Genomic DNA, 24,672 nt, shown 5'->3' with positions numbered 1-24,672 from the left:
AGCGCAGGCTACGGTCACTGTGTCAGTCGATGCCCAGTTTCTTGAGGCGATAGCGCATCGAGCGGAAGCTCAGGCCCAGGCGCTGGGCGGCGGCGGTGCGGTTCCAGCGGGTTTCTTCGAGGGCCTGCATGATCAGTTTGCGCTCGACGTCTTCCAGGTAATCCTCGATGTTGTCGATCTGCGCCAGGCTGGCGTCGCCGTTCTCGCCTGCCGGCGTGGCGTCCGCCAGGCGCAGGTCGTTGGCGCAGATCACGTCGCCTTCGCACAGGGTGTAGGCGCGCTCCAGCATGTTCTCCAGTTCGCGCACGTTGCCCGGGAAGCGGTAGCTCTTGAGCTTTTCCAGCGCCGGGCCGTCGAGTTTGACCGGTGGCAGGCCGATGCCTTCGTTGAGGCGCTTGAGCATCACGTCGGCCAGCAGGGGGATGTCCTCGCGGCGCTCGCGCAGTGGCGGTACGCGCAGTTCGATGACGTTGAGGCGGTAGTAGAGATCCTGGCGGAAGCGCCCGGCGGCCACTTCGGCGGCGAGGTCCTTGTGGGTGGCACAGAGGATACGGGTGTCGACCACCACTTCCTGCTGGCCGCCGACGGTGCGAATGGCCTTTTCCTGAATGGCGCGCAGCAGCTTGACCTGCATGGTCAGCGGCAGGTCGGCTACCTCGTCGAGGAACAGGCTGCCGCCATTGGCGGCCTGGAACAGGCCCTGCTTGTCTTCGACGGCACCGGTGAAGCTGCCCTTCTTGTGGCCGAAGAACTCGCTTTCCATCAGCTCCGAGGGAATCGCGCCACAGTTGACCGGCACGAAGGCGCGCTCGCGGCGCGGGCCCTGTTCGTGGATCAGGCGGGCAACCAGCTCCTTGCCGCTGCCTGACTCCCCGCTGATGTAAACGGGTGCCTGGCTGCGCGCGAGTTTCTGGATCTGCCCGCGCAGGGCGCGCATCGGTGGGGATTCGCCCAGCAGGCGGCTACTGCCCGGTGCTTCGCCTTCCTCGCTGGCGTGCAGGCGCAGGGCGGTGCTGACCAGTTCGCGCAGGCGGCCGAGGTCGACCGGTTTGGTGAGGAAGTCGAAAGCGCCGGCCTTGAGGGCGTTGATCGCCGTGTCGACGCTGCCGAACGCGGTGATCATCGCCACCGGCGTTTGCGGGTAGCGCAGCTGGATGTGCTGCACGATATCCAGGCCGCTGCCGTCGGGCAGGCGCATGTCGGTCAGGCACAGGTCGAATGGCTCCTTGGCCAGCCACTCGCGCGCTTCCTTGACGTTGCGGGCGCTGCGGGTGTCGAGTTTCATGCGCCCGAGGGTGATCTCCAGCAGTTCGCGGATATCGGGCTCGTCGTCGACGATCAGGGCTCTCTGGCGATTCATCAGGTCGTTCAGCTCAGTTTTCGCGGGTGCGCGAAGGTAATACGGAAGCAGGCGCCGCCGCCTTCGCGTGCTTGATAGTGAAGATGAGCCTGGTTGCTTTCGCAAAGCTCGCGGGAAATATACAGGCCCAGGCCGGTGCCTTTGTTCTCCGTGGTGTAGAAAGGCTCGAAGATGTGATGCAGTTGGTCTGCCGGCACGCCTTCACCGTCGTCGAGTACCTCGAGCACCGGCAGATCGCTGCGCGGATCGCGAAACAGCTTCAGCCACACCTGGCCCTGTGGGTGCAGCTTGGCGCTGTGGCGCAGGCCGTTCTGCACCAGGTTGGTGATGACCTGGTTGAGCTGGTTGGGGTCCATGCGCGTCTGGATGCTGCTGCCTTCGATGGCCAGGTGCAGCACCTTGGACGCTGGCGCGGTGCTGCGGAATTCGGCGGCGAAACGGTGCAGCCAGTACTTGAGATCCAGCAGTTGCGGTTCGGCCTGGCGGCGTCGTGACAGCTGCAGCACGTTCTCGATGATCAGGTTCATGCGCCGCGAGTGATCCTGGATGATCTGCGCCAGGCGCTGATCCGGCCCCTGCAGGTCTTCGGACTCCTGCAGCAATTGCGCCGCATGGCTGATGGCGCCCAGGGGGTTGCGAATCTCGTGGGCGATACCGGCGGTCAGGCGGCCAAGGGCGACCAGCTTGAGTTGCTGGGCCTGCTGGGCGATCTGCGAAATGTCGTCGAGCAGGATCAGGATATGCCGCTGACCACCACGCTGCAGCGCGATGAAGCTGGGCTGCAGGGTCGGGCCGTCGCTGAGCGTCTGCAGGCTGGCGGGGCGCAGGCTGCTGTTTTCCTGCCAGTGCTGCAGGCGTTTGACCAGCTCGGTGCAGTGCGGATCGAGAATCTTGCCTGCCAGGTTCTGCTGGTCCAGCAAGGCGAGGGCTGCCTGGTTGGCGAGCAAGACGCGGCGTTGCTCGTCCACCACCAGAATGCCGGTGCGCATGCGTTGCAGGATCAGGTTATTGAGGGTTTCCAGGTCCGCTACGTCGGCGGCGCGCTGTTCCGCGAGGGTTTCACTGGCCTGCAGGCGGCGGGTCACCCCTTGTACGAATAACGCCGCTGCGAAACACAACGCACCCAGCGCGCCGACCTGCACGTATTGGGCGCTGGCCTGGGGGTGTTTTAGGCTCAGGTAGAAGGTCAGGTAGATCATGCCGATTGCGGCGGCGGCAGCGATCAATACCCCGAAGCGCCCGCGCAGCAGGATGTTGGCGATCGCCACGGAGACGATCAGCAGGTTGCCGATGCCGCTTGGTGTGCCACCCCCGGCATAGAACAGCGCCGAGAGCAGCATCACATCACCCAGCGCCACTGCGAATATCGGCAGCATGCGATTGGGGGTGTGGACGGTCAGCGCGATCAGTATGTTGAGCGTCAGGTAGACCCAACTGGCGCCGCGAAACAGCGGCACGTGGGCCAGTTCGAGCAGCTCGGAGTCGAGGTTGGCCGACACCAGCAGCACCAGCACCACGCCGATGACCAGGCGATAGAGGTGGTACAGCCGGAAGATACGATGCCCTTGCGGGCCCCGTACGGCGAGGGCGCTATTGGGCACCGGGCTTGGGGCCTTGTTCCAGGTGTGCCTGGCTGCAGTACCAGCGTTGCGCCAGTTGCACGGCGTGCTGTTGCGGTGTGTGCACGCCGCAGTGGGCGCAGCGCACCATGGGCGCCGGGCTGTCTGCAGGAGGCGCGGCCTTCTGGCGCTGCCGGGAGGCGCCGACATAGCGCCGCCACAGCCAGATGACGGCAAAGATGATGGCAATCCAGATCAGCAGGCGGAACAGGCCCATGGCGCTCTCTTCGTGTCGAGTGATGGGGCAGTTTAGCTAAGGACGCCCTAGGCGGACAGTTGCCCGGTCAGCGTTTTTTACTGGGCCAGAAAGCACGATGCCAGTCGGTTGACTGGCATCGTTGGCAACGCGGCTGAAAACCGCGCTTAGTCGAACAGGCCAAAGGTCATGTAGCTGAACCACGAGCGCTTGGGCGCCTGTTGCGCCTCGGCCTGCTCGGCGGATTTCAGCTCTGCCGGCATCTGGTCGACCGCTTCCTGATATTGGCGCTGCACGTCCTGGCTGGCCTGGGTCTGGCTTGGTGGTGGCGGCGCGTCGCTTTCGATCAGGCCCAGGGTGGCCTTGGCCAGCCAGGAACGCTCATCAGCGGCTTCTTCGCGCGGGACGAACTCGCCGTCCTTGAGGCTCGGGTGATCGGGGTAGTTGAGCTTCAGGGTTTCCAGGCTGGTAGCGGCCAGGTCGTCCAGGGTCAGGCGCTGGTAAGCCTCGACCATTACCGCCAGGCCATCGCCGACTGCTGGGGTCTCCTGGAAGTTTTCCACCACGTAGCGGCCACGGTTGGCGGCGGCCACATAGGCGTGGCGGGTCAGGTAGTAGTGGGCGACGTGAATTTCGTAGGCGGCCAGCAGGTTGCGCAGGTAGATCATGCGCTGCTTGGCGTCCGGGGCATAGCGGCTGTTCGGGTAGCGATTGGTGAGCTGGGCGAACTCGTTGTAGGAGTCGCGGGCGGCGCCCGGGTCACGCTTGGTCATGTCCAGTGGCAGGAAGCGGGCGACGATGCCACGGTCCTGATCGAACGAGGCCAGGCCCTTGAGGTAGTAGGCGTAATCGACGTTCGGATGCTGCGGGTGCAGGCGGATGAAGCGCTCGGCAGCGGCGCGGGCGGCTTCCGGCTCGGCATTCTTGTAGTTGGCGTAGATCAGCTCGAGCTGCGATTGCTCGGCGTAACGGCCGAACGGGTAACGCGATTCCAGGGCCTTGAGCTTGGTCACGGCGCTGGTGTAGCTGCCATTGTCCAGGTCTTGCTGAGCCTGCTGGTAGAGTTCTGCCTCGCTGAGGTTTTCGTCCAGGACTTCCTTGGACGAACAGGCGGCGGTGAGGGCGAGGATGGCGATCAGCAGCAGGTGTTTCACTTGCATGGCGGCTTGCGTCCCTGGGACGGCGGCTGTCTTGAGCAGGGCCGTCCTGTTATGATGAGCGCCCCCGGTACCCCTGGGGCAAAGACGCCGTATTTAACCACAAGCGTGTAGCCGAAACCAAAGGCTATGCCCCCGCCGTTGCCGAGCATGTCATCTATTAATAAGCAGGCCATTGAGTTAACCGCCGAGGTGCCCAGCGATCTGGGCGGTCAACGCCTCGACCAAGTCGCCGCCCAGTTGTTCGCCGAGCACTCGCGCTCGCGTCTTTCCGGCTGGATCAAGGAGGGCAACCTGACCGTCGACGGCCAGGTGCTGCGCCCCCGTGACGTCGTGCATGGCGGCGCCATGTTGGTGCTGTCCGCCGAGCAGGAAGCCCAGGGCGAGTGGATCGCCCAGGACATCGAACTCAATATCGTCTACGAGGACGAGCAGATCCTGGTGATCGACAAGCCCGCCGGGCTGGTCGTGCACCCGGCTGCCGGGCACGCCGACGGTACCCTGCTCAATGCCCTGCTGCACCACGTGCCGGACATCGTCAACGTGCCGCGCGCCGGCATCGTGCACCGCCTGGACAAGGACACCACCGGCCTGATGGTGGTCGCCAAGACCATCGAGGCGCAGACCCGCCTGGTCGATCAGTTGCAGAAACGTACCGTCAGCCGCATCTACGAGTGCATCGTGATTGGCGTGATCACCTCGGGCGGCAAGATCAACGCACCCATCGGCCGCAGTTCGTCCCAGCGCCAGCGCATGGCGGTGACCGATGGCGGCAAGCCGGCGGTCAGCCACTACCGGGTGCTCGAGCGCTTCCGCTCGCACACCCATGCCCGGGTCAAGCTGGAAACCGGGCGCACCCACCAGATTCGCGTGCACATGAGCCATATCGGTTTCCCGCTGGTGGGCGACCCGGTGTATGCCGGCCGCTTCCGCATTCCGCCGGCTGCCAGCCAGACCATGGTGCAGAGCCTCAAGGAGTTCCCGCGCCAGGCCCTGCATGCACGTTTCCTGGAGCTGGATCACCCGATCACCGGCGAGCGCATGAAGTGGCAGTCGCCGCTGCCGGACGATTTCGTCTGGCTGCTGACCCTGCTGCGTCAGGATCGTGAGGCGTTCATCGGATGAGTGACAAGGCTCACGACTGGCTGACGCCGCACTGGCCGGCGCCCGATTGGGTGCGCACCTGTGTGACCACCCGCGCTGGCGGTGTGAGCCTGGCGCCCTATGACAGCTTCAACCTGGCCGCCCATGTCGAGGATGACCCGGCAGCGGTGGCCAAGAACCGTCAGCGCCTGGTCAGCCAGCTCGGCTGTCGCCCGGCCTGGCTGCAGCAGGTGCACGGTATCGCCGTCGCCGAGGCCGACCCGGAAAACGTCGTCGAGGCCGACGCCAGTTGGACGGCCACGCCGGGCATCGCCGCCACGGTGATGACCGCCGATTGCCTGCCCGTGCTGTTCTGCGACCGCGCCGGCAGCCGGGTGGCGGCCGCCCATGCCGGTTGGCGCGGTCTGGCCAATGGCGTGCTGGAAGCCACGCTGGATGCACTGGCTATCGAGGCGGATGACACCCTCGTGTGGCTGGGCCCGGCCATCGGCCCCCAGGCCTTCGAGGTCGGTGCCGAGGTGCGCGAGGCGTTCGTCAGCCAGCATGCCCAGGCCGCCGGCGCGTTCATGCCGAGTGAAAACACTGGGCGCTTCATGGCCGATATCTACCAGCTGGCGCGCATTCGCCTGGCGGCGCGTGGCATCAATGCGGTATACGGCGGCGGCTTCTGCACCTTCAGTGATGCGCGCTTCTATTCCTATCGCCGCGCTGCCCAGACCGGGCGCTTCGCCTCGCTGATCTGGCTGGCGGATCGCTGAGTGGGTTGCTCCGCGCTCAACCGGGCTGATGAACCATCCTTAGTCTGGCGTTGAGCGCAGCGATACCCAGGGCAACCCCGTTCGACACCGCAGCTGACCTCGATCAAACCGCCCCCGCTTGAAACCCGCACAATCGGCCTCATCTATGCTGCATCTCGGCAGGTTGTTCATTTAGGCGCATTCATCGCGCCGGCCTGCCTCCCAGAGGAAGGATGACGCCATGCGAATCGACCGTTTGACCAGCAAGTTGCAACTTGCCCTTTCCGACGCCCAGTCCCTGGCCGTCGGCCACGACCATTCCGCCATCGAGCCGCTGCACCTGATGCAGGCGCTGCTCGATCAACAGGGCGGTTCCATTCGCCCGCTGCTGATGCAGGTGGGCTTCGATGTGAACAGCCTGCGCCAGGCATTGAGCAAAGAGCTCGACCAACTGGCCAAGATCCAGAACCCCACCGGCGACGTCAGCCTGTCCCAGGACCTGGCGCGCCTGCTCAACCAGGCCGACCGCCTGTCGCAGCAGAAGGGCGATCAGTTCATCTCCAGCGAACTGGTGCTGCTCGCCGCCATGGACGAGAACACCAAGCTCGGCAAGCTGCTGCTCGCCCAGGGTGTGAGCCGCAAGGCGCTGGAGAACGCGGTGAATAACCTGCGTGGCGGCGATGCGGTCAACGACCCGAATATCGAGGAGTCGCGCCAGGCGCTCGACAAGTACACCGTCGACCTGACCAAGCGCGCCGAAGAGGGCAAGCTCGATCCGGTGATCGGCCGTGATGACGAGATCCGCCGGACCATCCAGGTGCTGCAGCGCCGCACCAAGAATAACCCGGTGCTGATCGGCGAGCCCGGCGTGGGCAAGACCGCCATCGCCGAAGGCCTGGCCCAGCGCATCGTCAACGGCGAAGTGCCGGACGGCCTCAAGGACAAGCGTCTGCTGTCCCTCGACATGGGTTCGCTGATCGCCGGCGCCAAGTTCCGCGGCGAGTTCGAGGAGCGCCTCAAGGCGGTGCTCAACGAACTGTCCAAGCAGGAAGGCCGGGTGATCCTGTTCATCGACGAGCTGCACACCATGGTCGGCGCCGGCAAGGCCGAGGGCGCCATGGATGCGGGCAACATGCTCAAGCCGTCCCTGGCCCGTGGCGAGCTGCACTGCGTGGGCGCCACCACCCTGAACGAATACCGCCAGTTCATCGAGAAGGATGCCGCCCTGGAGCGTCGCTTCCAGAAGGTGCTGGTCGATGAGCCGAGCGAGGAAGACACCATCGCCATCCTGCGTGGCCTCAAGGAGCGCTACGAGGTGCACCACAAGGTGGCCATCACCGACGGCGCGATCATCGCCGCGGCCAAGCTCAGCCACCGCTATATCACCGACCGCCAGCTGCCGGACAAGGCCATCGACCTGATCGACGAAGCGGCCAGCCGCATCCGCATGGAAATCGACTCCAAGCCGGAGGTGCTCGACCGCCTGGATCGCCGCCTGATTCAGCTCAAGGTCGAAGCCCAGGCGCTGAAGAAAGAGGAAGACGAGGCGGCCAAGAAGCGCTTCGTCAAACTGCAGGAAGACATCGCCAAGCTCGAGAAGGAGTATTCCGACCTCGAGGAAATCTGGAAGTCGGAAAAAGCCGAGGTGCAGGGCTCGGCGCAGATCCAGCAGAAGATCGAGCAGTCGCGCACCGAGCTCGAGGCGGCACGCCGCAAGGGTGATCTCAATCGCATGGCCGAGCTGCAGTACGGGGTGATCCCCGATCTGGAGCGCAGCCTGCAGATGGTCGACCAGCACGGCAAGACCGAAAACCAGCTGCTGCGCAGCAAGGTCACCGAGGAGGAAATCGCCGAGGTGGTTTCCAAGTGGACCGGTATTCCGGTGTCGAAGATGCTCGAAGGCGAGCGCGACAAGCTGCTGAAGATGGAAGGCCTGCTGCACCAGCGGGTGATTGGCCAGGACGAGGCCGTGGTCGCCGTGGCCAACGCCGTGCGCCGTTCGCGTGCCGGCTTGGCGGATCCGAACCGACCCAGTGGTTCGTTCCTGTTCCTCGGCCCGACCGGCGTCGGCAAGACCGAGCTGTGCAAGGCACTGGCCGAGTTCCTCTTCGACACCGAGGACGCCCTGGTGCGCATCGACATGTCCGAGTTCATGGAGAAGCATTCCGTGGCCCGCCTGATCGGTGCGCCACCCGGCTACGTCGGCTACGAAGAGGGCGGTTACCTGACCGAGGCGGTACGTCGCAAACCCTACTCGGTGGTGCTGATGGACGAGGTCGAAAAAGCCCACCCGGACGTCTTCAACGTGCTGCTGCAAGTGCTCGAGGATGGCCGCCTGACCGACAGCCACGGTCGCACCGTGGACTTCAAGAACACGGTGATCGTGATGACCTCCAACCTGGGCTCGGCGCAGATCCAGGAGCTGGTCGGTGATCGAGAGGCGCAGCGCGCGGCGGTGATGGACGCAGTGGGCAACCACTTCCGGCCGGAGTTCGTCAACCGTATCGACGAGGTGGTGGTGTTCGAGCCGCTGGCTCGCGAGCAGATCGCCGGCATCGCGCGTATCCAGCTGTCGCGCCTGCTGCAGCGCCTGGCCGAGCGCGAGCTGAGCCTGGAACTGTCCGACGAGGCGATGGACAAGCTGATCGCCGTTGGCTACGACCCGGTGTACGGCGCGCGGCCGCTGAAGCGGGCGATCCAGCGCTGGATCGAGAACCCGCTGGCGCAGATGATCCTGGCCGGCAAGTTCAACCCCGGCAGCACGGTGACCGGCAAGGTCGAGAACGACGAGATCGTTTTTGCCTGACGCCAGCAACTGCAGCAAAACGAACGGCCGGTGTGAGCGATCACAGCGGCCGTTTTTATTGCGACAGCGATAACTGTCATCGACCTGTGGGAACGGGCGGGGACGCCTGGGCCGTGCCCGTGACTGTTTCGCGGGCATGGCCCGCTCCCACGATCATCGCCAACTGCGCTGCTAATGACGCTCAGTTTGTAGGATGGGGCGGGCCTAGAGGTGAAACCCACCGAAATTTGATGGGTTCCACCTACGCGGCCCGACCCATCTACAAGCTGACACCGGCCTTCTCTTTAATGAGCTCCAGCGCCAATCAGGGTTTGCTGCTATTCGGTGCATTACGCCGGCCTTCCGCCACCACCCAATCCATCAACTGGCGCGACAGCTGATCATTGGCCGCGCCGAAGGCTTTCACCACCGACGCCACGGCGGTGTCGCCAGCGATCTGCCGCACTTCGAAGCGGCGGCTGGCGAGGATGCGCTGGTTGCCGGCCTGCACCAGGCGGGCATCGAGCAGGATATGCACTTCCGGCCGGCCATTGCGGTACTCGCTCTGGAAGGCGCGCAGGTCGCTGCTCAACTCCAGGTCGGCCTGCAGGCGGCTGTCGTCGCTGCTGACGGCGCCGACGCGGCCGTCATCAATGAAGGCGCCGATCAGGCGGTCGCGAAACAGCGCCGGCGCGCGATCACTCCAGCGTGCGCCCTGGTAGGCGCTGATCCGGTCGCCTTGCGGCAGCACGGCGATGCGCGGGCTGTCCAGCAACTGGCTGCTCAGCGGGCGATTGACCCGTAACGACCAGCTTTCCCGCGGCGCCTCGGTGGCGCGCACCGGCAGGTTGCTCGGCAGCAGGTACACATCGAGCGCCTCGCCCGTGGGAATGATCGAGCAGGCGCTGAGCAGGCCGGTCAACAGCAGGGCGCCGGCGGTGGCGAATGCCTTCATGGTTGAAACTCCTTGATGCTGTCGCTGCGCAGCAGGTAGCCGGCCGGGTCTTCCTCCAGGCGTCGTGAGAAGGAGCGCAGCGAACCCAGGGTGTCACGCAGCTCGTTGATCGCCGGGCCGAGTTCGCCGATGCCCTGCATGCCGCCGTCGAGGGCCGCGCGGTTGTCCTGCAGCAGTTGTTCGATATTGCTGCTGCTGCGCTCCAGCGAGGCGGCCAGGCGTTCGGCGCTTTCCAGGGTGTTCTGTGCCGGGCCGCTGAACAGCCGGTTGGCGTTGTTCATCAGGGCGCTGGCTTCACGCCCGGCGGCACTCATCTGCGCCAGGGCTTCGCGCAGTGCCTCGCGTTGCTCGGAGACGCTGGCGGTGATCTGCTCCAGGTTGCGCAGGGTCTTGGCGATGTTCTCGGTGTTCTCACGGGAGAACATGGCGTTGGCGCGATCGAGCAGGCGGGTCACGCTGACCATCAGGTCTTCGCCATTGGCCATCAGCCGCGACAGCGGCGAGCGGTCGGCGATGATCACCGGCGTGCGGCCATCGCGGGCCCTCAACGGCGGGCTTTCAGGCGAGCCGCCGTGCAGCTGGATCACCGCGCCGCCGGTGATATTGGTGATGGTCAGGCGCGCGCGGGTGTCTTCCTTGATCGGCGTGTTACCCGTGATGCGGATATTGGCGTGCACCTTGCGCGGATCCTGCGGGTCCAGGGTCAGGCTGGTGACGTCGCCGACGCGAATGCCGCTGTACTGCACCGCACTGCCCTGGGACAGGCCGCTGACCGCCTCGGTGAAGATCACCTCGTAGTAGTTGAACTGCTTGTCGGCGCTGGACTTGCCCAGCCACAGGGCGAACACCAGCATGGCGCTGACGATCGCCACCGTGAACATGCCGATCAAGACGTGATGGGCGCGTGGTTCCATTCAGCTAATCCTCGCTGCAGCCTGTTCGGCCGCGCGTCCGCGCGGGCCATGAAAATAGTCGTGTATCCAGGGATCGTCCGTGGCGGCGACCACGTCCAGGGTGTCGGCCACCAGCACCCGCTTCTGCGCCAGCACCGCCACGCGGTCGCACAGGGTATAGAGCGTATCCAGGTCGTGGGTGACCAGAAACACGCTGAGCCCGAGGGCGTCGCGCAGGGTGCGGATCAACTGGTCGAAGGCCGCCGCGCCAATCGGGTCGAGGCCAGCGGTGGGCTCGTCGAGAAACAGGATGTCCGGCTCCAGCGCCAGGGCGCGGGCCAGGGCGGCGCGCTTGACCATGCCGCCGGACAGCTCGGTCGGGTACTTGTCGCCGGCGTGGCCCGGCAGGCCGACCAGCGCCACCTTGGATTCGGCCAGGCGTTCGGCCTGGGCGCGATTGAGGCCGGCGTGCTCGATCAGCGGCAGGGCGATGTTCTCCAGTACGGTAAGCGAGGAGAACAGCGCGCCCCGCTGGTAGAGCACGCCGAAGCGCCGCTCCAGCTCGGAGCGCCGCTGCGTGGGCAGGGTCAGCAGGTCTTCGCCGAATACCCGCACCGTACCGGCGTTGGGCTGGCGCAGGCCGACGATGGTGCGCAGCAGCACCGACTTGCCGGTACCCGAACCACCGACCACGCCGAGCACTTCGCCGCGGTACAGATCCAGATCCAGGTGCTGGTGCACCACCTGCGGGCCGAACTGATTGGTCAGGTCGCGGACCTGGATGATCGCTTCGCCACTCACCAGCCCATCTCCATCAAGAACAGCGCAGCCACGGCGTCGACCACGATGACCACGAAGATCGACTGCACCACGCTCGAGGTGGTGCGCTCGCCCACCGACTGGGCGCTGCCGGTGACCTTGAAGCCTTCCAGGCAGCCGATCACCGCGATCAGGAAGGCGAAGATCGGTGCCTTGCCCATGCCAACCAGGAAGTGATTGAGCGGGATGTTTTCCTGCAACAGGTAGAGGAACATCGGCGGCGAGATATCCAGCGTCAGCAGGCACACCATGGCGCCGCCGAGCATGCCGCAGACCATGGCCACGAAGGTCAGCAGCGGCAGGGCGATGAGCATGGCGAACACCCGCGGCAGCACCAGCAGCTCCATGGGGTTGAGGCCCAGGGTGCGGATGGCGTCGATCTCCTCGTTGGCCTTCATCGAGCCGATCTGTGCGGTGAAGGCGCTGGCAGTGCGGCCGGCCATCAGGATGGCGGTCAGCAGCACGCCGAATTCACGCAGAAAGGAGAACGCCACCAGGTCGACCGTATAGATGGTCGCGCCGAAATCCCTGAGGATGGTGGCGCCGAGAAAGGCCACCACAGCGCCGACCAGAAAGGTCAGCAGGGCAACGATGGGCACGGCGTTGAGGCCGATCTGCTCGAGGTGCGAGGCCAGCGCTGTGAGGCGCCAGCGGCGCGGGTTGAGGAGGATCAGCAGCATGCTGCTGAGGGTCAGGCCGACGAAGCCCAGCAGGCCCACCGCCTTGTGCCAGACGCCTTCGACCACTTCGCCGATATGCCCGAAGAACTCGCGGTAGGTGGAGCGGCGCGGATGCTCGATCACCTGCTGATTCTGCTCCATGGCCGTGGCGACGGTGTGCAGCAGGGCGCGGCGCTCATCACTGAGGGTGCCATCGGGCAGCAGCCTGATCAGCTGTTCGGCACCGAGCAACTCGACCAGCAGGCTGGCGCCGGCGGTGTCCAGGGCGTCGAGGTCGCTGAAGTCTGCGCGACGGTTTTCGCCCAGCACCGGCCGCGCCTCGTCGACCTGCGGCAGCAGCGCGGCGTAGTGGGCGAGCGTCCAGTCGCCGCCCACCTTCAGCGTGTCGGCATTGGCAGCTGGCAGGGTGATGTAGGGTGAATGGGTCATGGTCGACAGCTTAACGCTCGAGGCTCCGGCTGGGACAGTCGTTAATGGCGTGCATCGGTAGTTGGCGGGCCCGCTTTGCGCGCTGCAGCCAGGCCGTTGCGGGCCTGATTATCGACCGGCGGCTCGCCGTGGCGGTTCGAATGAATCGTTACAGGCGATGAATTCCATCGGAATACCCCAGTGGCGCTGGCGCTTCGGCTTGCCTAGCATGGCGGTTTTCCATTCCTTTGGAGTTTGCCATGCATATCGATGAAGCCATTCGCAGCCGTCGCGCCATCAAGGGTTACGACGCCGGTTTCACCCTCAGCCGCGAGGAAAAGAACGAGCTGCTGCAACTGGCGCTGCTCGCGCCAACCGCCTTCAACCTGCAGCACGTACGCCTGGTGGAGGTCAGCGACCCGGCCTTGCGTCAGCAGATCCGCGAGGTCGGCTGGGGGCAGGCGCAGATGACCGATGCCGCGATGCTGGTGGTGGTCTGCGCCCAGCTCGATAGCTGGGAAAAGAACGTGAGCCGCGTGTGGGACGGTGCGCCAGTCGAGGTGCGGCAGTTCATGGCCGGTGCCATCGACAACTACTACCGCGACAAGCCCCAGGTGCAGCGCGACGAAACCATGCGCAGCTGCGGGCTGGTGGCGCAGACCCTGATGCTCGCTGCGCGCGGCAAGGGCCTGGATTCCTGCCCCATGGACGGTTTCGACTTCGACGCCGTCGCCAAGCTGATCAACCTGCCGGACAACCATGTGATCGGCCTGATGGTCGCGGTGGGCAAGAAGGCCATCGAGGCCAAGCCGCGGATCGGCAAGCTGCCGTTCGATGAAGTGGTAATCCGCGACCGCTTCTGATCGGCCTTCCGTTGTGTGCCCCGGCTGCGTATGGTGGCTGCAGGGGCATTCAGCAGGAACCTAGTACGGATCTGCTGCCTCCAAGCTTTCAGACCCGTCAGAAGCGAGGAATACCATGCAAGTTCACGTGAACAGCAACCATATCGAAGGCAGTGCGCGGCTCCAGGAATGGGTCGGTGCATCGGTGGCGGATCGGCTGGAACGCTACGAGGAATTTCTTTCGCGGGTAGAAGTGCATGTCAGTGACGAGAACGGCAGCAAGAGCGGCGCCGACGACAAGCGCTGCCAGATCGAGGCCCGCCCCAAGGGCCACCAGCCGCTGTCGGTGACGCACAAGGCCGAATCGCTGGAGCAGGCCATCGAAGGCGCTGCGGAAAAAATGCGCCACGCCTTGGAGCACCTGGTCGGCAAGTTGGAAAGCAAGCCAGTGGGTACCGGGCACTTGGAGCAATCTCTTAATGGCGACGAGTCGGAAAACCCCGATGCGCTGCTGCAGGAAGAATTCCTCGAGCGCCAGGAGGCGCTGGAAAAGGACTGATCGCCAAATAGCGCTGATCTGCTTTGCAGGTGAGCGCCAGCTCAGCAGCAAAACCACCCATAAACCAATCGGGCCCTGAGTAACGTGGTTACTCAGGGCCCGATTGGTTTGTCAGGCGACAAGACTGCGGCTTATGAAGTCAGGCGATTCGGTCTGGCGATACGTCGAGATCGCCTCGGCTGCCAGCCGGGGGTTGAGCTGGGCGGCGTTGCTCGCCGGCAAGCTGTTGTCTGTCTGTACGCGCTGCCTGGCGAGACTTTCCGGCGATAGCGGATTGAGTGTTTCCAGCCGTTGTTCCTGCAGGTCTTCGAGACGCTGCTCGCGTAGTTGCTCATCAAGCGCCTGGGCCGCCTGCTGGCGCTCGAGGCGCAGCTGCAGGGCACGTTCTTGCTGCTGTTCCTGCAGCGCGATGCGCTCTTCACGCGCTTGCTCGCGTGCCTCGCGCAGCTGCTCCTGGCGCTCCTGATCGAGCTGGCGACGCTCCAGCAGTTGTTGCTGGGCATCTTCCAGGCGCTGGGCGGTGGGCTGTACTCGATTCAGCGCATTGGTTTGCAACGAATTACCGGCAGTGCCAATTGGCCGGTAGCTGTACTGACCTACGTTCATGCCGTCGATAGAAAGGGGCATGTGTCACCTCCGTTTTCCACTTCGATGACTTGAGTCTAAAACGTGCTGTGCACTGGCTTTAGGCAGATATGTCATAACCGCAAGAACGGGATGGACTAGCACTTTTTTCAGGGCCAATTGTCGTCTTCGGCAGCGATCTTCGCGGTTATGCCTGAAAGCCGCGTGATCACTGGCCCGCGCAAGATCGTCCACAGCAAACGCCCGGCAGCCTGGCAAGCGGTCAGCGCGGCATGGGGGCATTGGCTACGGCCAGGCAATCGACGAACGGCCGTTACCTCGCGCTTTTTCGGGCAGATATGGGCTCACGGCCTACTATGAACAGAGGCCTTGCCGGGACGCTGCGAATCCGAGGGTGACAGGGCATGGCCTCTCGCGCGATTGCGCGCCGCATCGAAAGAGGAAAGCGCCATGCAGCCATTCAGTTTCGCTACAGCCGCCCATCTTATCTGCGAGCCAGGCAGCGTTCAGCGGCTGGTGCCGTTATGCCAGGCCTGGGGCGCGCGCTCCGTGGTACTGGTTACCGATGCCGGCATTGTCCGGCAGGATTTCTTCACGGAGGTGCGCAGCGCCTTTGCCAACAGCGGCGTAGCGCTGCACCTGTTCGACGGCGTGGTCGCCGGCGCGCCGGAGCATGTGATCAGCAACGCTGCACAGTTCGCCAGGGACGTGCAGGCGAATCTGGTCATTGGCCTTGGCGGTGGCAGCTCACTGGATGTGGCCAAGCTGGTCGCGCAGCTGGCGCACCCTGATTGCCGGCAAACGTTGAGTGACCTCTACGGTATCGACAAGGCGCTGGGGCAGCGCCTGCCGCTGATTCAGGTGCCGACCACGGCCGGTAGCGGGTCCGAGGTGACGCCCATTGCCGTGGTGACGACGGAGTACGCGACGCGGGTCGCGGTGGTGTCGGCGCGGCTGTTGCCGGATCTGGCGCTGCTCGATGCCGAACTCACCCTGCAGTTGCCGGCGCCGGTGACTGCCGCCTGCGGCATGTTGGCCATGGGGCATGCGGTAGAGGCCTACACCGGGGCACGGCGCAAGAATCCGCTCTCCGACATGCTCGCCCGCGAGGCCTTGCGCCTGCTGGGTGCGAATCTGGACGAAGCCGTGCATAACGGCGGCAATCTCGAGGCGCGCCAGGCCATGCTGCTGGGCGCCTGTCTCGCTGGTCAGGCCTACGCCAACGCGCCACTGGCGGCCGTGCATGCGCTGGCCTATCCGCTTGGTGGGCATTGCCAGGTCCCTCACGGGGTAAGTGCGGCGGTGTTGCTGCCCCATGTGCTCGGTTTCAACGCCTCGGTGGCGGCGCCGCTCTACGAGGAGCTGGCGCCGCTGTTGCTGGGCGAACGCCTGCGTGGCGGCGATGCGACGGATCGCACCGAACAGTTCATCATCGAACTGGCCGACCTCAGCGAGCGCAGCGGTCTGCCGGCACGCTTGCGTGATGTGGGCGTCGAGCAGGCGCTGTTACCACGCCTGGCTAGCGACGCCATGCTGCATGATCGGCTGCTGGCCAATAATCCACGGCAGATGACCCAGGCCCATGCGCTGGCCATCTACCAGGTGGCGTACTGAGCCAGGCAGGTTGTCAGCAGGCGAGGAGGCCGGCACCATGCTGGCTCTTGTCCTTCTGCGAGATGGCAGCCCATGCAACAGCCGCAGCATGTGCGCGAGCACTACCGGCATTTCCAGCCGATCACCACGCGCTGGCACGACAACGACCTGTATGGCCACGTCAACAACGTCACCTACTACAGCTATTTCGACACGGCGGTGAACAGTTACCTGATCGAAGCCGGCGGCCTGGATATCCATCGCGGTGAAGTCGTGGGGTTCGTGGTCAGCTCCAGCTGCGATTATTTCGAGTCGATCGCCTTTCCCGAGCGCATCGAGGTCGGGCTGCGTGTCGGCAAGCTGGGTAACAGCTCGGTGCAGTACGAGCTGGCAGTGTTCCGGGAGGGGCAGATGCAGGCCTGTGCGGCAGGGCGCTTCGTGCATGTTTTCGTGGATCGGCACAGCAACCAGCCGGTAAGCATTCCGCAGGCGCTGCGCCAGGCAATGGAATTGCTGCTGGCTTGAACGACCAAGGGCGCCTGAGGCGCCCTTGGGGTTGAAGCGGATGATCAGCGGTGACGATGCTTGTGATGACGTTTGTGGTGTTTCTTGCCATGGCGATGGCCGTTGTCACGATAGCGGGACTCGTGGCGGTTGCTGTCTGCCACCTCGTTGGCCAGCGCACCGCCGGCAGCGCCACCGAGGCCGGCGCCGATGGTCGAACCGGTGCTGCCGCCAAACTGGTTGCCCAGCACCGAGCCACCTGCTGCGCCCAGGCCACCGCCCAGTGCCGCTTCGGTCTTGTTACGTGAGCTGATGGCGCCGCCTGCGGCGCCGCCCAGGCCGGCGCCGATGGTAGCGCCCGTGCTGCCGCCCAGGTGCTGACCGACGATATTGCCCAGCGCACCGCCCACCCCGCTGCCGATGGCAGTCTTGGTGGTATCGGCATAAGCCAGGGGAGAAACCAGTGCACTGAAGGCCAGTGCGGTAAGGAATGTACGCATCGCGCAACCCTCGAAATATGACCCTTGCGGGCGTAGCCATGGCGCTGCCATGGTTCCAGCGGTCATCGTGCAGTGCCGATGACATCTCCTTAGAGGCTGGGCGCGGAGGAAATTCCCAAGAGGGGATTTAAAGATACACGAATGAATGTATCAGGATGTGTGGGGCGTACTGTTAGTGCTGGAGGTCAAAAAGCGGCAAAGCGTCTAGAACAGCGATCTCGAGGCCTTGATGGAAAACCACCCTTCGCACTCGGTGTTGTGGCCCGAGTAGGCCGAGCAGGCATCACCGCTGAGGCTCGAGTCCGAGTAGGAGAAGTCGAAATCGATGCCCTTCCACGGGCGCGAAAGGCTCAGCGACCAATCATTGAACGAGCTGATCTGGCCGCCGCCGGAAAGCTGCTTGGGATTGTCGAGCAGGTGGTTGCCGTAGCGTACGACGACCGCCATACCCAGTAGGTTGACGCGGCCCAGGTCGGCCAGCACCGTGCTGTTGAAGCGGTTCGGGTCATTGCTGAAGGAGAAACCGAAACGCCGCGCGTCGTAGGTCAGGCCGGCGTAGACGTCCTGGCTGTCGAGGTAGGTGTAGCCCGGATGGCTGTAGCGGATGGTGCCCACTTCGTAGCCCAGCGAGTCGACGAACTGCTGGCGGTAGCCCACGTAGCTGTTGAGCTCCATGCGACTGCCCGGGCTGATGCCCAGGTTGGGTGACCATTGGCCCAGGTACCAGCCGCTTGGGTGGCTGAGGTCGAGCCCGCCGTGGAAGGCTCCGCCGCTCTCGGGCTTGACCAGCCCTTGCGCCATGCTGCGGCTCGGCGTGGTGCCCAGGTTGAGTTCGTAGTCGCCCAGCTCGCGCTCCATGATCGCCGCCTGGGCGTGCACGCTCAGCAGCGCCGCCCCAAGCAGGACGGCAGATGAAAACCGCATGGTATTCCCTCCCGTTGCAGGCCAAGACTTCAGGGCCAGGCGGCTCCGCAGGGGCCTGGGCAGTCAGTGGCACGGTTGTCGCTCGTTTGGCAGAACCCGAAGGGCCACATCGTGGCTTGGGCTGGAACTACGCGCTTCGCTCGAGCGCTTGGTGGGTACGTTAACCGAGATGGGTAACGGCACAGGGACATCAGAGGGGATTTTTGTCGATAAGTATCACAGTTTCCGACGAACTGCAGGTCAGCGGGGGCGTTAGGAAATGCTTCGCTGCGCGCCTTCGACGGGCCACGACCGTTGTTTGCGGCAAGCCAAGGTGCAGTGCCCGCTGGCGCAAGCGGGCACTGATGACTGACCTGAGGGAGCGGGTAGGCTCGCGAATCGCGAGCATGGACTCGGCGTCCCGCGTGCTCCTAGGATGGATCGAGCGGTGTCATGACCGTCGATCCATCGGCGTTGCGTTCCCAGCCGCAAAGGTCGTGAACAGGCTTTACAGGATGCGTGCGGTTTCCTGGGCAGCGTGCAGGCGGATGGCGACGAACTTCGAGGTCGGCGTGTGGCTGCCAATGCCAACGCTCTGCAGCGGCACCAGTGGGTTGGCTTCCGGGTAGTAGGCAGCAGCCTGACCGGCCGGAATGTCGAAGGCCAGCAGCGTGAAGCCCACCACCTTGCGCTCGACACCGTCGTCCCACAGCGAGGTGATATCCACCTTCTGCCCAGGCTTGTAGCCCAGGCGGGTGATGTCCGCCTCATTGACGAACAGCACGTCACGCTGGCCGCGAACACCGCGATAGCGGTCGTCCAGGCCATAGATGGTGGTGTTGTACTGGTCGTGGGAGCGCATGGTCTGCAGGATCAGATCCGGCGTCTGGCCGCTATTGCGCACCTGCGGTGGCAGCAGGTCGGCGAGCAGCGCGTTGGATTTGAAGTTGGCCTTGCCGGTGTTGGTCTTCCACTGCCGGGCACCTGCCGAGTTGCCCAGGTAGAAGCCGCCCGGGTGCTGCACGCGGGTGTTGAAGTCCTGGAAGCCGGGGATGGTGTCGGCGATCAGCTCGCGGATGCGGCTGTAGTCGGCAATCATCGCATCCCAGTCGACCGGGTGATTGCCCAGGGTGGCCTTGGCAATGCCGGCGACGATGGCGGGCTCCGAACGCATCTGCTTGGATAGCGGCTCCAACTGGCCATTGGAGGCGTGGATCATGCTGAACGAGTCTTCCACGGTGATCGCTTGCGGGCCGGTGGCCTGGACGTCTATATCGGTGCGGCCGAGGCACGGCAGGATCAGCGCATCCTTGCCGGTGGTCAGGTGGCTACGGTTGAGCTTGGTGCTGATCTGCACGGTCAGGTCGCAGTTCTGCAGGGCCTGGTGGGTGCGCGGGCTGTCCGGCGTGGCCTGGGCGAAGTTGCCGCCCAGGGCGATGAATACCTTGGCCTGGCCGTCGACCATGGCGTTGATCGCTTCCACGGTGTTGTGGCCATTGTCGCGCGGCACCTTGAAATGGAAGCGCTTCTCGAGGTTGTCGAGCAGCAGCACCGGCGGGCGATCGTTGATGCCCATGGTACGGTCGCCCTGCACGTTGCTGTGGCCACGTACCGGGCACAGGCCGGCGCCGGGGCGGCCGAGATTGCCGCGCAACAGCTGCAGGTTGACGATTTCCTGGATGGTGGCCACCGAGTGGACGTGCTGGGTGATGCCCATCGCCCAGCACATGATGACTTTCTCGGCGCGGCGGTACATCAGCGCAGCCTGCTCGATTTCCTCGAGGCTCAGGCCGGACTGCTCGACCAGCGACTCCCAGGAACTGGCATCGAGCACGGCCAGGTAGGCGTCGACGCCGTCGGTGTGCTCGGCGATGAAGGCATGGTCGAAGACCGGTTGCTCGCCCTTGGCCACCGCTTCGCGCTCCCACTGCAGCAGGAACTTGGCGATACCGCGCAGGGCCGCCATGTCGCCGCCCAGTGCCGGGCGGAAGAACGCGGTGTTGAGGGGCTCGGAGCCATTGGTGAGCATCTCCAGGGCGTGCTGCGGGTGCTGGAAGCGCTCCAGGCCACGCTCCTTGAGCGGGTTGAAGGCAACCACCTGGGCGCCCCGTTTGACCGCCTCACGCAGCGGCTCGAGCATGCGCGGGTGGTTGGTGCCCGGGTTCTGGCCGAGCACGAAAATGGCGTCGGCGTGCTCGAAGTCGGCGAAGGTCACGCTGCCCTTGCCGATACCGACGCTCTGGGTCAGCGCGACACCGCTGGCCTCGTGACACATGTTCGAGCAGTCGGGGAAGTTGTTGGTGCCGAAGGCGCGCACGAACAGCTGGTAGAGAAATGCCGCTTCGTTGCTGGCGCGCCCCGAGGTGTAGAACTCGGCCTGGTTGGGGCTTGCGAGGTTCTTCAGGTGCTTGGCGATCAGGCTGAAAGCGTCGTCCCAGGAAGTCGGCACGTAGCGATCGGTGGCCGCGTCGTAGCGCATCGGCTCGGTCAGGCGGCCCTGGTACTCCAGCCAGTAGTCGCTCTGCTCGCGCAGCTGGCTGACGGTGTATTTGGCGAAGAACTTGGCGTCGACCCGGCGTTTGGTGGCTTCCCAGTTGACCGCCTTGGCGCCGTTCTCGCAGAACTTGATACGGCCGTCTTCCGGCGAGTCGCCCCAGGCGCAACCCGGGCAGTCGAAACCGCCGTTCTGGTTGGTCTTGAGCAGTGCACGCAGGTTCTTGAACGGCTGTTTGCTGTCCAGCCAGAACTGGGTGACGCTGATCAGCGCACCCCAACCGGCGGCAGCGCCTTTGTAGGGTTTGTAACGCGGGTTCACGGGTTGCAGGCTCATGGCTGTTCTTCTCTAGCAGGCGGTGCAGGGCTGTAGACCCGCGGCGCGCTGTGGTGGGGCAAATGGATCAGGTTGAGGTTGTGCCGGCGCGCCCATTGCACGGTCAGGGCGGTCGGGGCCGACAGGCTGACCAGGTTGCCGAGACCGGCTCTGACCGCCTTGTGGATCAGTTCCAGGCTGCAGCGGCTGGTGACCACCGCAAAGCCCTGGCGCACGTCGTGTTTCTCGCGCAGCAGCGCGCCGATCAGCTTGTCCAGCGCGTTGTGCCGGCCGATGTCTTCGCGGCAGGCGCGTATATCGCCATCACCATCTACGTACAAGGCAGCGTGTAAAGCACCACTGCGACGGGCCAGATCCTGTGCAGCGGCGATGCGCTCGCGCAGGTCGATCAGGTGCGTGGCATCAGGCAGCTCGGTCGGGGCCAGGGTCGCCAGCTGCGGCAGCGCCTGGTCGAGCGCCTCCACACCGCACAGGCCGCAACCACTGGTACCGGCCAGCAGCCTGCGCTGTTGTTTCATCGCCCAGAAGGCGCGGCTGCTGATCTCGACCTCGGCGCTGATGGCCGGGCCAAGGTGGTGCACGCGGATGTCATAAATATCGTCGATGGAGTCGACGATGGCGCTACTCAGGCTGAAGCCGGCGATGAAGTCTTCCACGGCGGTGGGCGACACCATCATCACGGCATGGCTGATGCCGTTGTAGGCGATTGCCAGTGCGCTCTCCTGAGCCAATACGGCTGAGCCCTCGACTGCAGGGTTGCCCAGCTCGGCATAGGCATAGCCTTGCGCCTGCTGGGCGGCAGGTTCGCTATGGCTGGAAACGGCGGAAATCTCGGCTGACCGGGGCACGGCAAGCTCCCCTGCGACGGATTGACACAGAGAAGCCTAGGCGTTTGCCGGGCAAGCGTCTAATCGCTGTTGCCGATGTCTTGATCGATGCCGTTTATCGGTGGGGCGGGAAACGCGCTGTGACGAGGCTTGAATGCGGGCTGCCTGATCAGCCCATGGCCTGCAACTGCTCGATAAGCCCATGCAGCTTCTGCGCATTGAGCGCGTCTATGTCGATGATGTGATAACCCGCCCAGGACTGCTGGCCAGTCGCCCCCTCACGGCTCCACAGGCAGTCGGCAGTGAAGTGCAGATCCTCCATCGTTTCGCCCGTCAAACGGCATTCAACCAGCCTGTCGGCGGTCTGCGCCGTTGTGCTGCAGAGCATGAAGCCTTCGCTGGACAGGTCGGCGATGCGGCCCAGATAGGTTCCGCTGTGCCGCTCGTAGACCTCGAGCAGCCAGGCGGCCTGATAACGCGGATGCTGGCGACGGTCATCCATGGGCGATCCTCAGGTGGTTCGTCCGGTCAATTGCTGGAGCACACGATAGACGGCCTGCAATGCACGGTCGACCATCGGCGCCGAGCGGTCGGGTCTGCTGCGACGCGCGGTGCCTTGCTGCATCTCCTCGGCCAGTTGCTCCACCGACTTGACCGCGGCGCGCTGGCCGTTACGGTCGACGAACATGTAGTTGTGGGTGGTGGGGCTGTACCAGGACAGCTTCAGGGTTTGTCGCTTGCCGCCGAGGATGAAGTCGAACCAGGTGCCGAATTCGAGCTTCTCCAGTTCGCGAACCAGGTTCTGATCGGTCGGTTGGCGCTGCCCCATGCGGGATGTCGCGAGAAGCGCTGCCTCATCGCCCAGCATGGCCCCTAGTGGGCTGGAGCTCGGCGGCAGGCTCAGCCTGGAGGCGAGTTGCGGCTGGCCGGCCTGCACGGCGTGCTGGCAGGCAACCAGGTCCTGCAGCAGGCGGCGTATATCGTCCTGGTGATAACCGCCCAGCAGCATCAGACCATTGCGCAACTCATCGAGCATGTCGACGCGCAGGCCCTGCAGGCGATCACGCTGCGCCGCATCGAGCAGGGTGCCGCTCCAGGCCAGGTGCTCGGCCGTTTCACAGGCGCGCTGCCATTCATGGCTGGCGGCGCCGTGGCGTAGCTGGATGAATACCAGAACATCGATCCAGGTGCGCTCGAGAAACTGCCGGATGAGCGGCGGCGGCGAGCGCTTGGCCAACGCTTGGGCGATCGCTTGCGCAGCACTGTGGCGAGCGCCGAGCAGCTTGTCCCGGCCCTTGGTGGTTTCTACGGCGCGGCGCTCCTGAAGCTCCACCCGCTGCTTTATCCCGCGGGTGAATTCATCGAACTCACTGAGCAGCGCCTCGAACAGCAGCAGGTCGCCATTGAAGCGCTGCACCACCTGGCGCACCACCCACTGCACCTTGTTCAACAAACCGTAGGTGTCGTCCTGGGCGCCGTAGAGTACGCCGGCCTGGGCCATGGCGTTGATCAGCCGGCGCGCTGGGTGATGGCGCTGGCTGAATAGGGCCCGGTCCAGCAACGCCACTTTCAGGCAGGGCGTATGCAGGTGGGAGAGGGCGACCTTGTAAGGTTGCGGCAGGCTGTCGTCATCGAGGATGAAGTCGAACAGCATCCCCACCAGGTCGATGACGTCGGTTTCATGGCTGCCCACACGGTGTTGCTGGGGGGCGTCGCTATGGCTGGCCAATTGGCGGTGCAGATCGGTCTTCAGATCGCTGACCTGCAGCGGGCGATCCGGGTGCTGCGTCAGCTCGGCGGCGGAGGCTTGTTGCAGCCGATTGAGGGCGGCGAGCAGTTCGTTTGCCTCATAGGTGCGCTTGGCGCCCTGCGGCGCGAAACTGGCCATGCTCGGTGAGCCGTTCAGCAGGCCGATGGCGTGCTGCTGTTTGCGGTACTCGCTCAGCAACCTGTCGAGCCCCTCGGCCAGGTGTTCGGCATCGGCCGGCGGGCTTGCCGCCAGATCGATTGGCGCTGAGGTGTGGCTGCTGTCTGCGTCGCTGCTGCCGGCAGGTGGCGAGGGCTCCTGGGCGCGCACCGCTGAAAATTTGAGATTGGGCAATACGCCTGCTTCGATCAGCTGTGCGTTGAGGGCGTCATAGAGCCCATCCAGCCCCTGCATCAGCTGCTTGTCGAACAGGCCGTACAGCACCAGCTTGATGCGCAGTGGCAGCTCGCTCGGTTGCAAGGCCGTGAGCAAGGCCTGGGCAATGTTTTGCGGGGAAAGCGGATTGGCCTCGGCGGGCACGGGCTGGCCGTTGTTGAGCAGGGCCAGGCGCTTGTCCAGCGCAAACAGGGCCTGGGTACAGCGGGTCTGTACCCGCTGCGCCATGTTGGTGACCTGCAGCGCTTCCTCGTACGCCTCGTTATCGACCAGCGCCAGGTCTTCGGCGGGGATTTCCGGCGCCTGGCCGGCGACCAGCTTGCCGTCGAGAAAATCGGCGATGCCTTTGGAGATGCTCAGGTGATAACGGCGTTCGAGCTGCGGCCGCAGTCGACGTACTTCGCGCATGCTGTCGAAGAACATGGCCTGCACCTGATTGTTCTCCGCCTGCTCGGCGCATTGAAAGAGGGTGTCGTCGACCTGGGCGAAGGTGCGTGTCAGGTGATCGGCCAGGTAATTGAGCACCAGCTTGCGGCAGCGCTGTCCCAGCTCGCTGAAGCGCGGCTGGATGCCTCTGCTGGCCAGCGTGCTGGAGCTGCTGGCGGATGACGGCGGCGTGCCCTGAGTGGTCATCGGTGTTCCTGATTAAGGCCCGGCGTGATGCGCCAGGCTG

The 24,672-nt window shown here is 64.7% G+C and carries 22 protein-coding genes; 7 read left to right on the top strand and 15 right to left on the bottom strand.

What is annotated here, in order from left to right; all coding sequences use genetic code 11:
* Positions 1 to 22: 22 nt before the first annotated feature.
* From QYS36_RS00235 to QYS36_RS00220, 4 genes are all read right to left on the bottom strand, one after another.
* Positions 23 to 1,360 carry a sigma-54 dependent transcriptional regulator gene (locus QYS36_RS00235; protein ID WP_308837583.1) on the bottom strand — a complete coding sequence of 446 codons (1,338 nt, stop codon included), beginning with the start codon at positions 1,358 to 1,360 and terminating at the stop codon, positions 23 to 25.
* Between the two features lie 8 nt (positions 1,361 to 1,368).
* The gene (locus QYS36_RS00230; RefSeq protein WP_308837582.1) at positions 1,369 to 2,961 is read right to left on the bottom strand and encodes a HAMP domain-containing sensor histidine kinase; all 1,593 of its coding nucleotides are present in this window, start codon (positions 2,959 to 2,961) and stop codon (positions 1,369 to 1,371) included.
* A complete protein-coding gene (locus QYS36_RS00225; RefSeq protein WP_230124724.1) occupies positions 2,951 to 3,196 on the bottom strand; it encodes a PP0621 family protein in 246 nt (81 codons plus the stop codon). Before QYS36_RS00225 ends, QYS36_RS00230 begins: the two co-directional genes overlap by 11 nt.
* 146 nt (positions 3,197 to 3,342) lie before the next feature.
* Entirely contained in the window at positions 3,343 to 4,335 is a 993-nt protein-coding gene (locus QYS36_RS00220; protein ID WP_308837581.1) for an outer membrane protein assembly factor BamD, read from the bottom strand.
* A 147-nt stretch (positions 4,336 to 4,482) separates the two neighbouring features.
* On the opposite strand from QYS36_RS00220, the gene rluD reads away from it, so the two are divergent.
* From rluD to clpB, 3 genes are all read left to right on the top strand, one after another.
* Positions 4,483 to 5,457, top strand: a complete 975-nt coding sequence (gene rluD / locus QYS36_RS00215; RefSeq protein ID WP_111461031.1) for a 23S rRNA pseudouridine(1911/1915/1917) synthase RluD — start codon at positions 4,483 to 4,485, stop codon at positions 5,455 to 5,457.
* Positions 5,454 to 6,194 (top strand): peptidoglycan editing factor PgeF, encoded by a 741-nt coding sequence (pgeF, locus tag QYS36_RS00210; protein WP_308837580.1) that lies wholly within the window; start codon positions 5,454 to 5,456, stop codon positions 6,192 to 6,194. The genes rluD and pgeF overlap by 4 nt, the downstream gene beginning before the upstream one ends.
* Positions 6,195 to 6,414: 220 nt before the next feature.
* On the top strand, positions 6,415 to 8,979 hold the full coding sequence (gene clpB, locus QYS36_RS00205; protein ID WP_308837579.1) for an ATP-dependent chaperone ClpB: 2,565 nt from the start codon (positions 6,415 to 6,417) through the stop codon (positions 8,977 to 8,979).
* 304 nt (positions 8,980 to 9,283) lie between these two features.
* Here clpB and QYS36_RS00200 read toward each other — a convergent pair whose 3' ends face one another.
* The 4 genes from QYS36_RS00200 to QYS36_RS00185 are packed head-to-tail and all read right to left on the bottom strand — an operon-like array spanning position 9,284 to position 12,734.
* Positions 9,284 to 9,913 (bottom strand): ABC-type transport auxiliary lipoprotein family protein, encoded by a 630-nt coding sequence (locus tag QYS36_RS00200; protein WP_308837578.1) that lies wholly within the window; start codon positions 9,911 to 9,913, stop codon positions 9,284 to 9,286.
* The gene (locus QYS36_RS00195; protein WP_308837577.1) at positions 9,910 to 10,827 is read right to left on the bottom strand and encodes an MlaD family protein; all 918 of its coding nucleotides are present in this window, start codon (positions 10,825 to 10,827) and stop codon (positions 9,910 to 9,912) included. The genes QYS36_RS00200 and QYS36_RS00195 overlap by 4 nt, the downstream gene beginning before the upstream one ends.
* On the bottom strand, positions 10,828 to 11,607 hold the full coding sequence (locus QYS36_RS00190; protein ID WP_308837576.1) for an ATP-binding cassette domain-containing protein: 780 nt from the start codon (positions 11,605 to 11,607) through the stop codon (positions 10,828 to 10,830). It lies immediately after the preceding gene.
* Positions 11,604 to 12,734 carry an ABC transporter permease gene (locus tag QYS36_RS00185; protein WP_308837575.1) on the bottom strand — a complete coding sequence of 377 codons (1,131 nt, stop codon included), beginning with the start codon at positions 12,732 to 12,734 and terminating at the stop codon, positions 11,604 to 11,606. Before QYS36_RS00185 ends, QYS36_RS00190 begins: the two co-directional genes overlap by 4 nt.
* A 239-nt stretch (positions 12,735 to 12,973) precedes the next feature.
* Between QYS36_RS00185 and QYS36_RS00180 the strand changes: the two genes are divergently transcribed.
* Both QYS36_RS00180 and QYS36_RS00175 read left to right on the top strand, forming a co-directional pair.
* Positions 12,974 to 13,576 carry a nitroreductase family protein gene (locus QYS36_RS00180; protein WP_308837574.1) on the top strand — a complete coding sequence of 201 codons (603 nt, stop codon included), beginning with the start codon at positions 12,974 to 12,976 and terminating at the stop codon, positions 13,574 to 13,576.
* Between the two features lie 115 nt (positions 13,577 to 13,691).
* Positions 13,692 to 14,114: an HPF/RaiA family ribosome-associated protein gene (locus tag QYS36_RS00175; RefSeq protein WP_192422822.1), complete on the top strand. Its 423-nt coding sequence runs from the start codon at positions 13,692 to 13,694 to the stop codon at positions 14,112 to 14,114.
* A 111-nt stretch (positions 14,115 to 14,225) separates the two neighbouring features.
* Here QYS36_RS00175 and QYS36_RS00170 read toward each other — a convergent pair whose 3' ends face one another.
* A complete protein-coding gene (locus tag QYS36_RS00170) occupies positions 14,226 to 14,741 on the bottom strand; it encodes a hypothetical protein (RefSeq protein ID WP_308837573.1) in 516 nt (171 codons plus the stop codon).
* Between the two features lie 408 nt (positions 14,742 to 15,149).
* On the opposite strand from QYS36_RS00170, the gene QYS36_RS00165 reads away from it, so the two are divergent.
* On the top strand, positions 15,150 to 16,313 hold the full coding sequence (locus QYS36_RS00165) for an iron-containing alcohol dehydrogenase (RefSeq protein WP_308837572.1): 1,164 nt from the start codon (positions 15,150 to 15,152) through the stop codon (positions 16,311 to 16,313).
* A 72-nt stretch (positions 16,314 to 16,385) separates the two neighbouring features.
* Positions 16,386 to 16,817 carry a thioesterase family protein gene (locus tag QYS36_RS00160; RefSeq protein ID WP_308837571.1) on the top strand — a complete coding sequence of 144 codons (432 nt, stop codon included), beginning with the start codon at positions 16,386 to 16,388 and terminating at the stop codon, positions 16,815 to 16,817.
* A 44-nt stretch (positions 16,818 to 16,861) separates the two neighbouring features.
* On the opposite strand, the gene QYS36_RS00155 is transcribed toward QYS36_RS00160, so the two are convergent.
* From QYS36_RS00155 to QYS36_RS00130, 6 genes are all read right to left on the bottom strand, one after another.
* Positions 16,862 to 17,296 carry a glycine zipper domain-containing protein gene (locus tag QYS36_RS00155; RefSeq protein WP_308837570.1) on the bottom strand — a complete coding sequence of 145 codons (435 nt, stop codon included), beginning with the start codon at positions 17,294 to 17,296 and terminating at the stop codon, positions 16,862 to 16,864.
* Positions 17,297 to 17,500: 204 nt separating this feature from the next.
* Positions 17,501 to 18,220 (bottom strand): TorF family putative porin, encoded by a 720-nt coding sequence (locus QYS36_RS00150; RefSeq protein ID WP_230124733.1) that lies wholly within the window; start codon positions 18,218 to 18,220, stop codon positions 17,501 to 17,503.
* A gap of 487 nt (positions 18,221 to 18,707) precedes the next feature.
* Positions 18,708 to 21,029: an FdhF/YdeP family oxidoreductase gene (locus tag QYS36_RS00145; protein ID WP_308837569.1), complete on the bottom strand. Its 2,322-nt coding sequence runs from the start codon at positions 21,027 to 21,029 to the stop codon at positions 18,708 to 18,710.
* The gene (gene fdhD, locus QYS36_RS00140; protein WP_374990401.1) at positions 21,026 to 21,877 is read right to left on the bottom strand and encodes a formate dehydrogenase accessory sulfurtransferase FdhD; all 852 of its coding nucleotides are present in this window, start codon (positions 21,875 to 21,877) and stop codon (positions 21,026 to 21,028) included. Before fdhD ends, QYS36_RS00145 begins: the two co-directional genes overlap by 4 nt.
* Positions 21,878 to 22,025: 148 nt before the next feature.
* A complete protein-coding gene (locus QYS36_RS00135; RefSeq protein ID WP_308837568.1) occupies positions 22,026 to 22,358 on the bottom strand; it encodes a PilZ domain-containing protein in 333 nt (110 codons plus the stop codon).
* 9 nt (positions 22,359 to 22,367) lie between these two features.
* The gene (locus QYS36_RS00130) at positions 22,368 to 24,632 is read right to left on the bottom strand and encodes a DUF1631 domain-containing protein (RefSeq protein WP_308837567.1); all 2,265 of its coding nucleotides are present in this window, start codon (positions 24,630 to 24,632) and stop codon (positions 22,368 to 22,370) included.
* Between the last annotated feature and the right edge of the window lie 40 nt (positions 24,633 to 24,672).

The sequence above is a fragment of the Pseudomonas sp. G34 genome (assembly GCF_031119625.1).
GTDB lineage: Bacteria > Pseudomonadota > Gammaproteobacteria > Pseudomonadales > Pseudomonadaceae > Aquipseudomonas.
This window is presented reverse-complemented; position numbering and strand designations above follow the sequence as displayed.

What these genes read in the sequence shown, in the direction of transcription:
- QYS36_RS00235 (WP_308837583.1), bottom strand. Translation starts at nt 1,360, where the DNA reads ATGAATCGCCAGAGAGCCCTGATCGTCGACGACGAGCCCGATATCCGC.
- QYS36_RS00225 (WP_230124724.1), bottom strand. Translation starts at nt 3,196, where the DNA reads ATGGGCCTGTTCCGCCTGCTGATCTGGATTGCCATCATCTTTGCCGTC.
- QYS36_RS00220 (WP_308837581.1), bottom strand. Translation starts at nt 4,335, where the DNA reads ATGCAAGTGAAACACCTGCTGCTGATCGCCATCCTCGCCCTCACCGCC.
- rluD (WP_111461031.1), top strand. Translation starts at nt 4,483, where the DNA reads ATGTCATCTATTAATAAGCAGGCCATTGAGTTAACCGCCGAGGTGCCC.
- pgeF (WP_308837580.1), top strand. Translation starts at nt 5,454, where the DNA reads ATGAGTGACAAGGCTCACGACTGGCTGACGCCGCACTGGCCGGCGCCC.
- clpB (WP_308837579.1), top strand. Translation starts at nt 6,415, where the DNA reads ATGCGAATCGACCGTTTGACCAGCAAGTTGCAACTTGCCCTTTCCGAC.
- QYS36_RS00200 (WP_308837578.1), bottom strand. Translation starts at nt 9,913, where the DNA reads ATGAAGGCATTCGCCACCGCCGGCGCCCTGCTGTTGACCGGCCTGCTC.
- QYS36_RS00195 (WP_308837577.1), bottom strand. Translation starts at nt 10,827, where the DNA reads ATGGAACCACGCGCCCATCACGTCTTGATCGGCATGTTCACGGTGGCG.
- QYS36_RS00185 (WP_308837575.1), bottom strand. Translation starts at nt 12,734, where the DNA reads ATGACCCATTCACCCTACATCACCCTGCCAGCTGCCAATGCCGACACG.
- QYS36_RS00180 (WP_308837574.1), top strand. Translation starts at nt 12,974, where the DNA reads ATGCATATCGATGAAGCCATTCGCAGCCGTCGCGCCATCAAGGGTTAC.
- QYS36_RS00175 (WP_192422822.1), top strand. Translation starts at nt 13,692, where the DNA reads ATGCAAGTTCACGTGAACAGCAACCATATCGAAGGCAGTGCGCGGCTC.
- QYS36_RS00170 (WP_308837573.1), bottom strand. Translation starts at nt 14,741, where the DNA reads ATGCCCCTTTCTATCGACGGCATGAACGTAGGTCAGTACAGCTACCGG.
- QYS36_RS00165 (WP_308837572.1), top strand. Translation starts at nt 15,150, where the DNA reads ATGCAGCCATTCAGTTTCGCTACAGCCGCCCATCTTATCTGCGAGCCA.
- QYS36_RS00160 (WP_308837571.1), top strand. Translation starts at nt 16,386, where the DNA reads ATGCAACAGCCGCAGCATGTGCGCGAGCACTACCGGCATTTCCAGCCG.
- QYS36_RS00155 (WP_308837570.1), bottom strand. Translation starts at nt 17,296, where the DNA reads ATGCGTACATTCCTTACCGCACTGGCCTTCAGTGCACTGGTTTCTCCC.
- QYS36_RS00150 (WP_230124733.1), bottom strand. Translation starts at nt 18,220, where the DNA reads ATGCGGTTTTCATCTGCCGTCCTGCTTGGGGCGGCGCTGCTGAGCGTG.
- QYS36_RS00145 (WP_308837569.1), bottom strand. Translation starts at nt 21,029, where the DNA reads ATGAGCCTGCAACCCGTGAACCCGCGTTACAAACCCTACAAAGGCGCT.
- QYS36_RS00135 (WP_308837568.1), bottom strand. Translation starts at nt 22,358, where the DNA reads ATGGATGACCGTCGCCAGCATCCGCGTTATCAGGCCGCCTGGCTGCTC.
- QYS36_RS00130 (WP_308837567.1), bottom strand. Translation starts at nt 24,632, where the DNA reads ATGACCACTCAGGGCACGCCGCCGTCATCCGCCAGCAGCTCCAGCACG.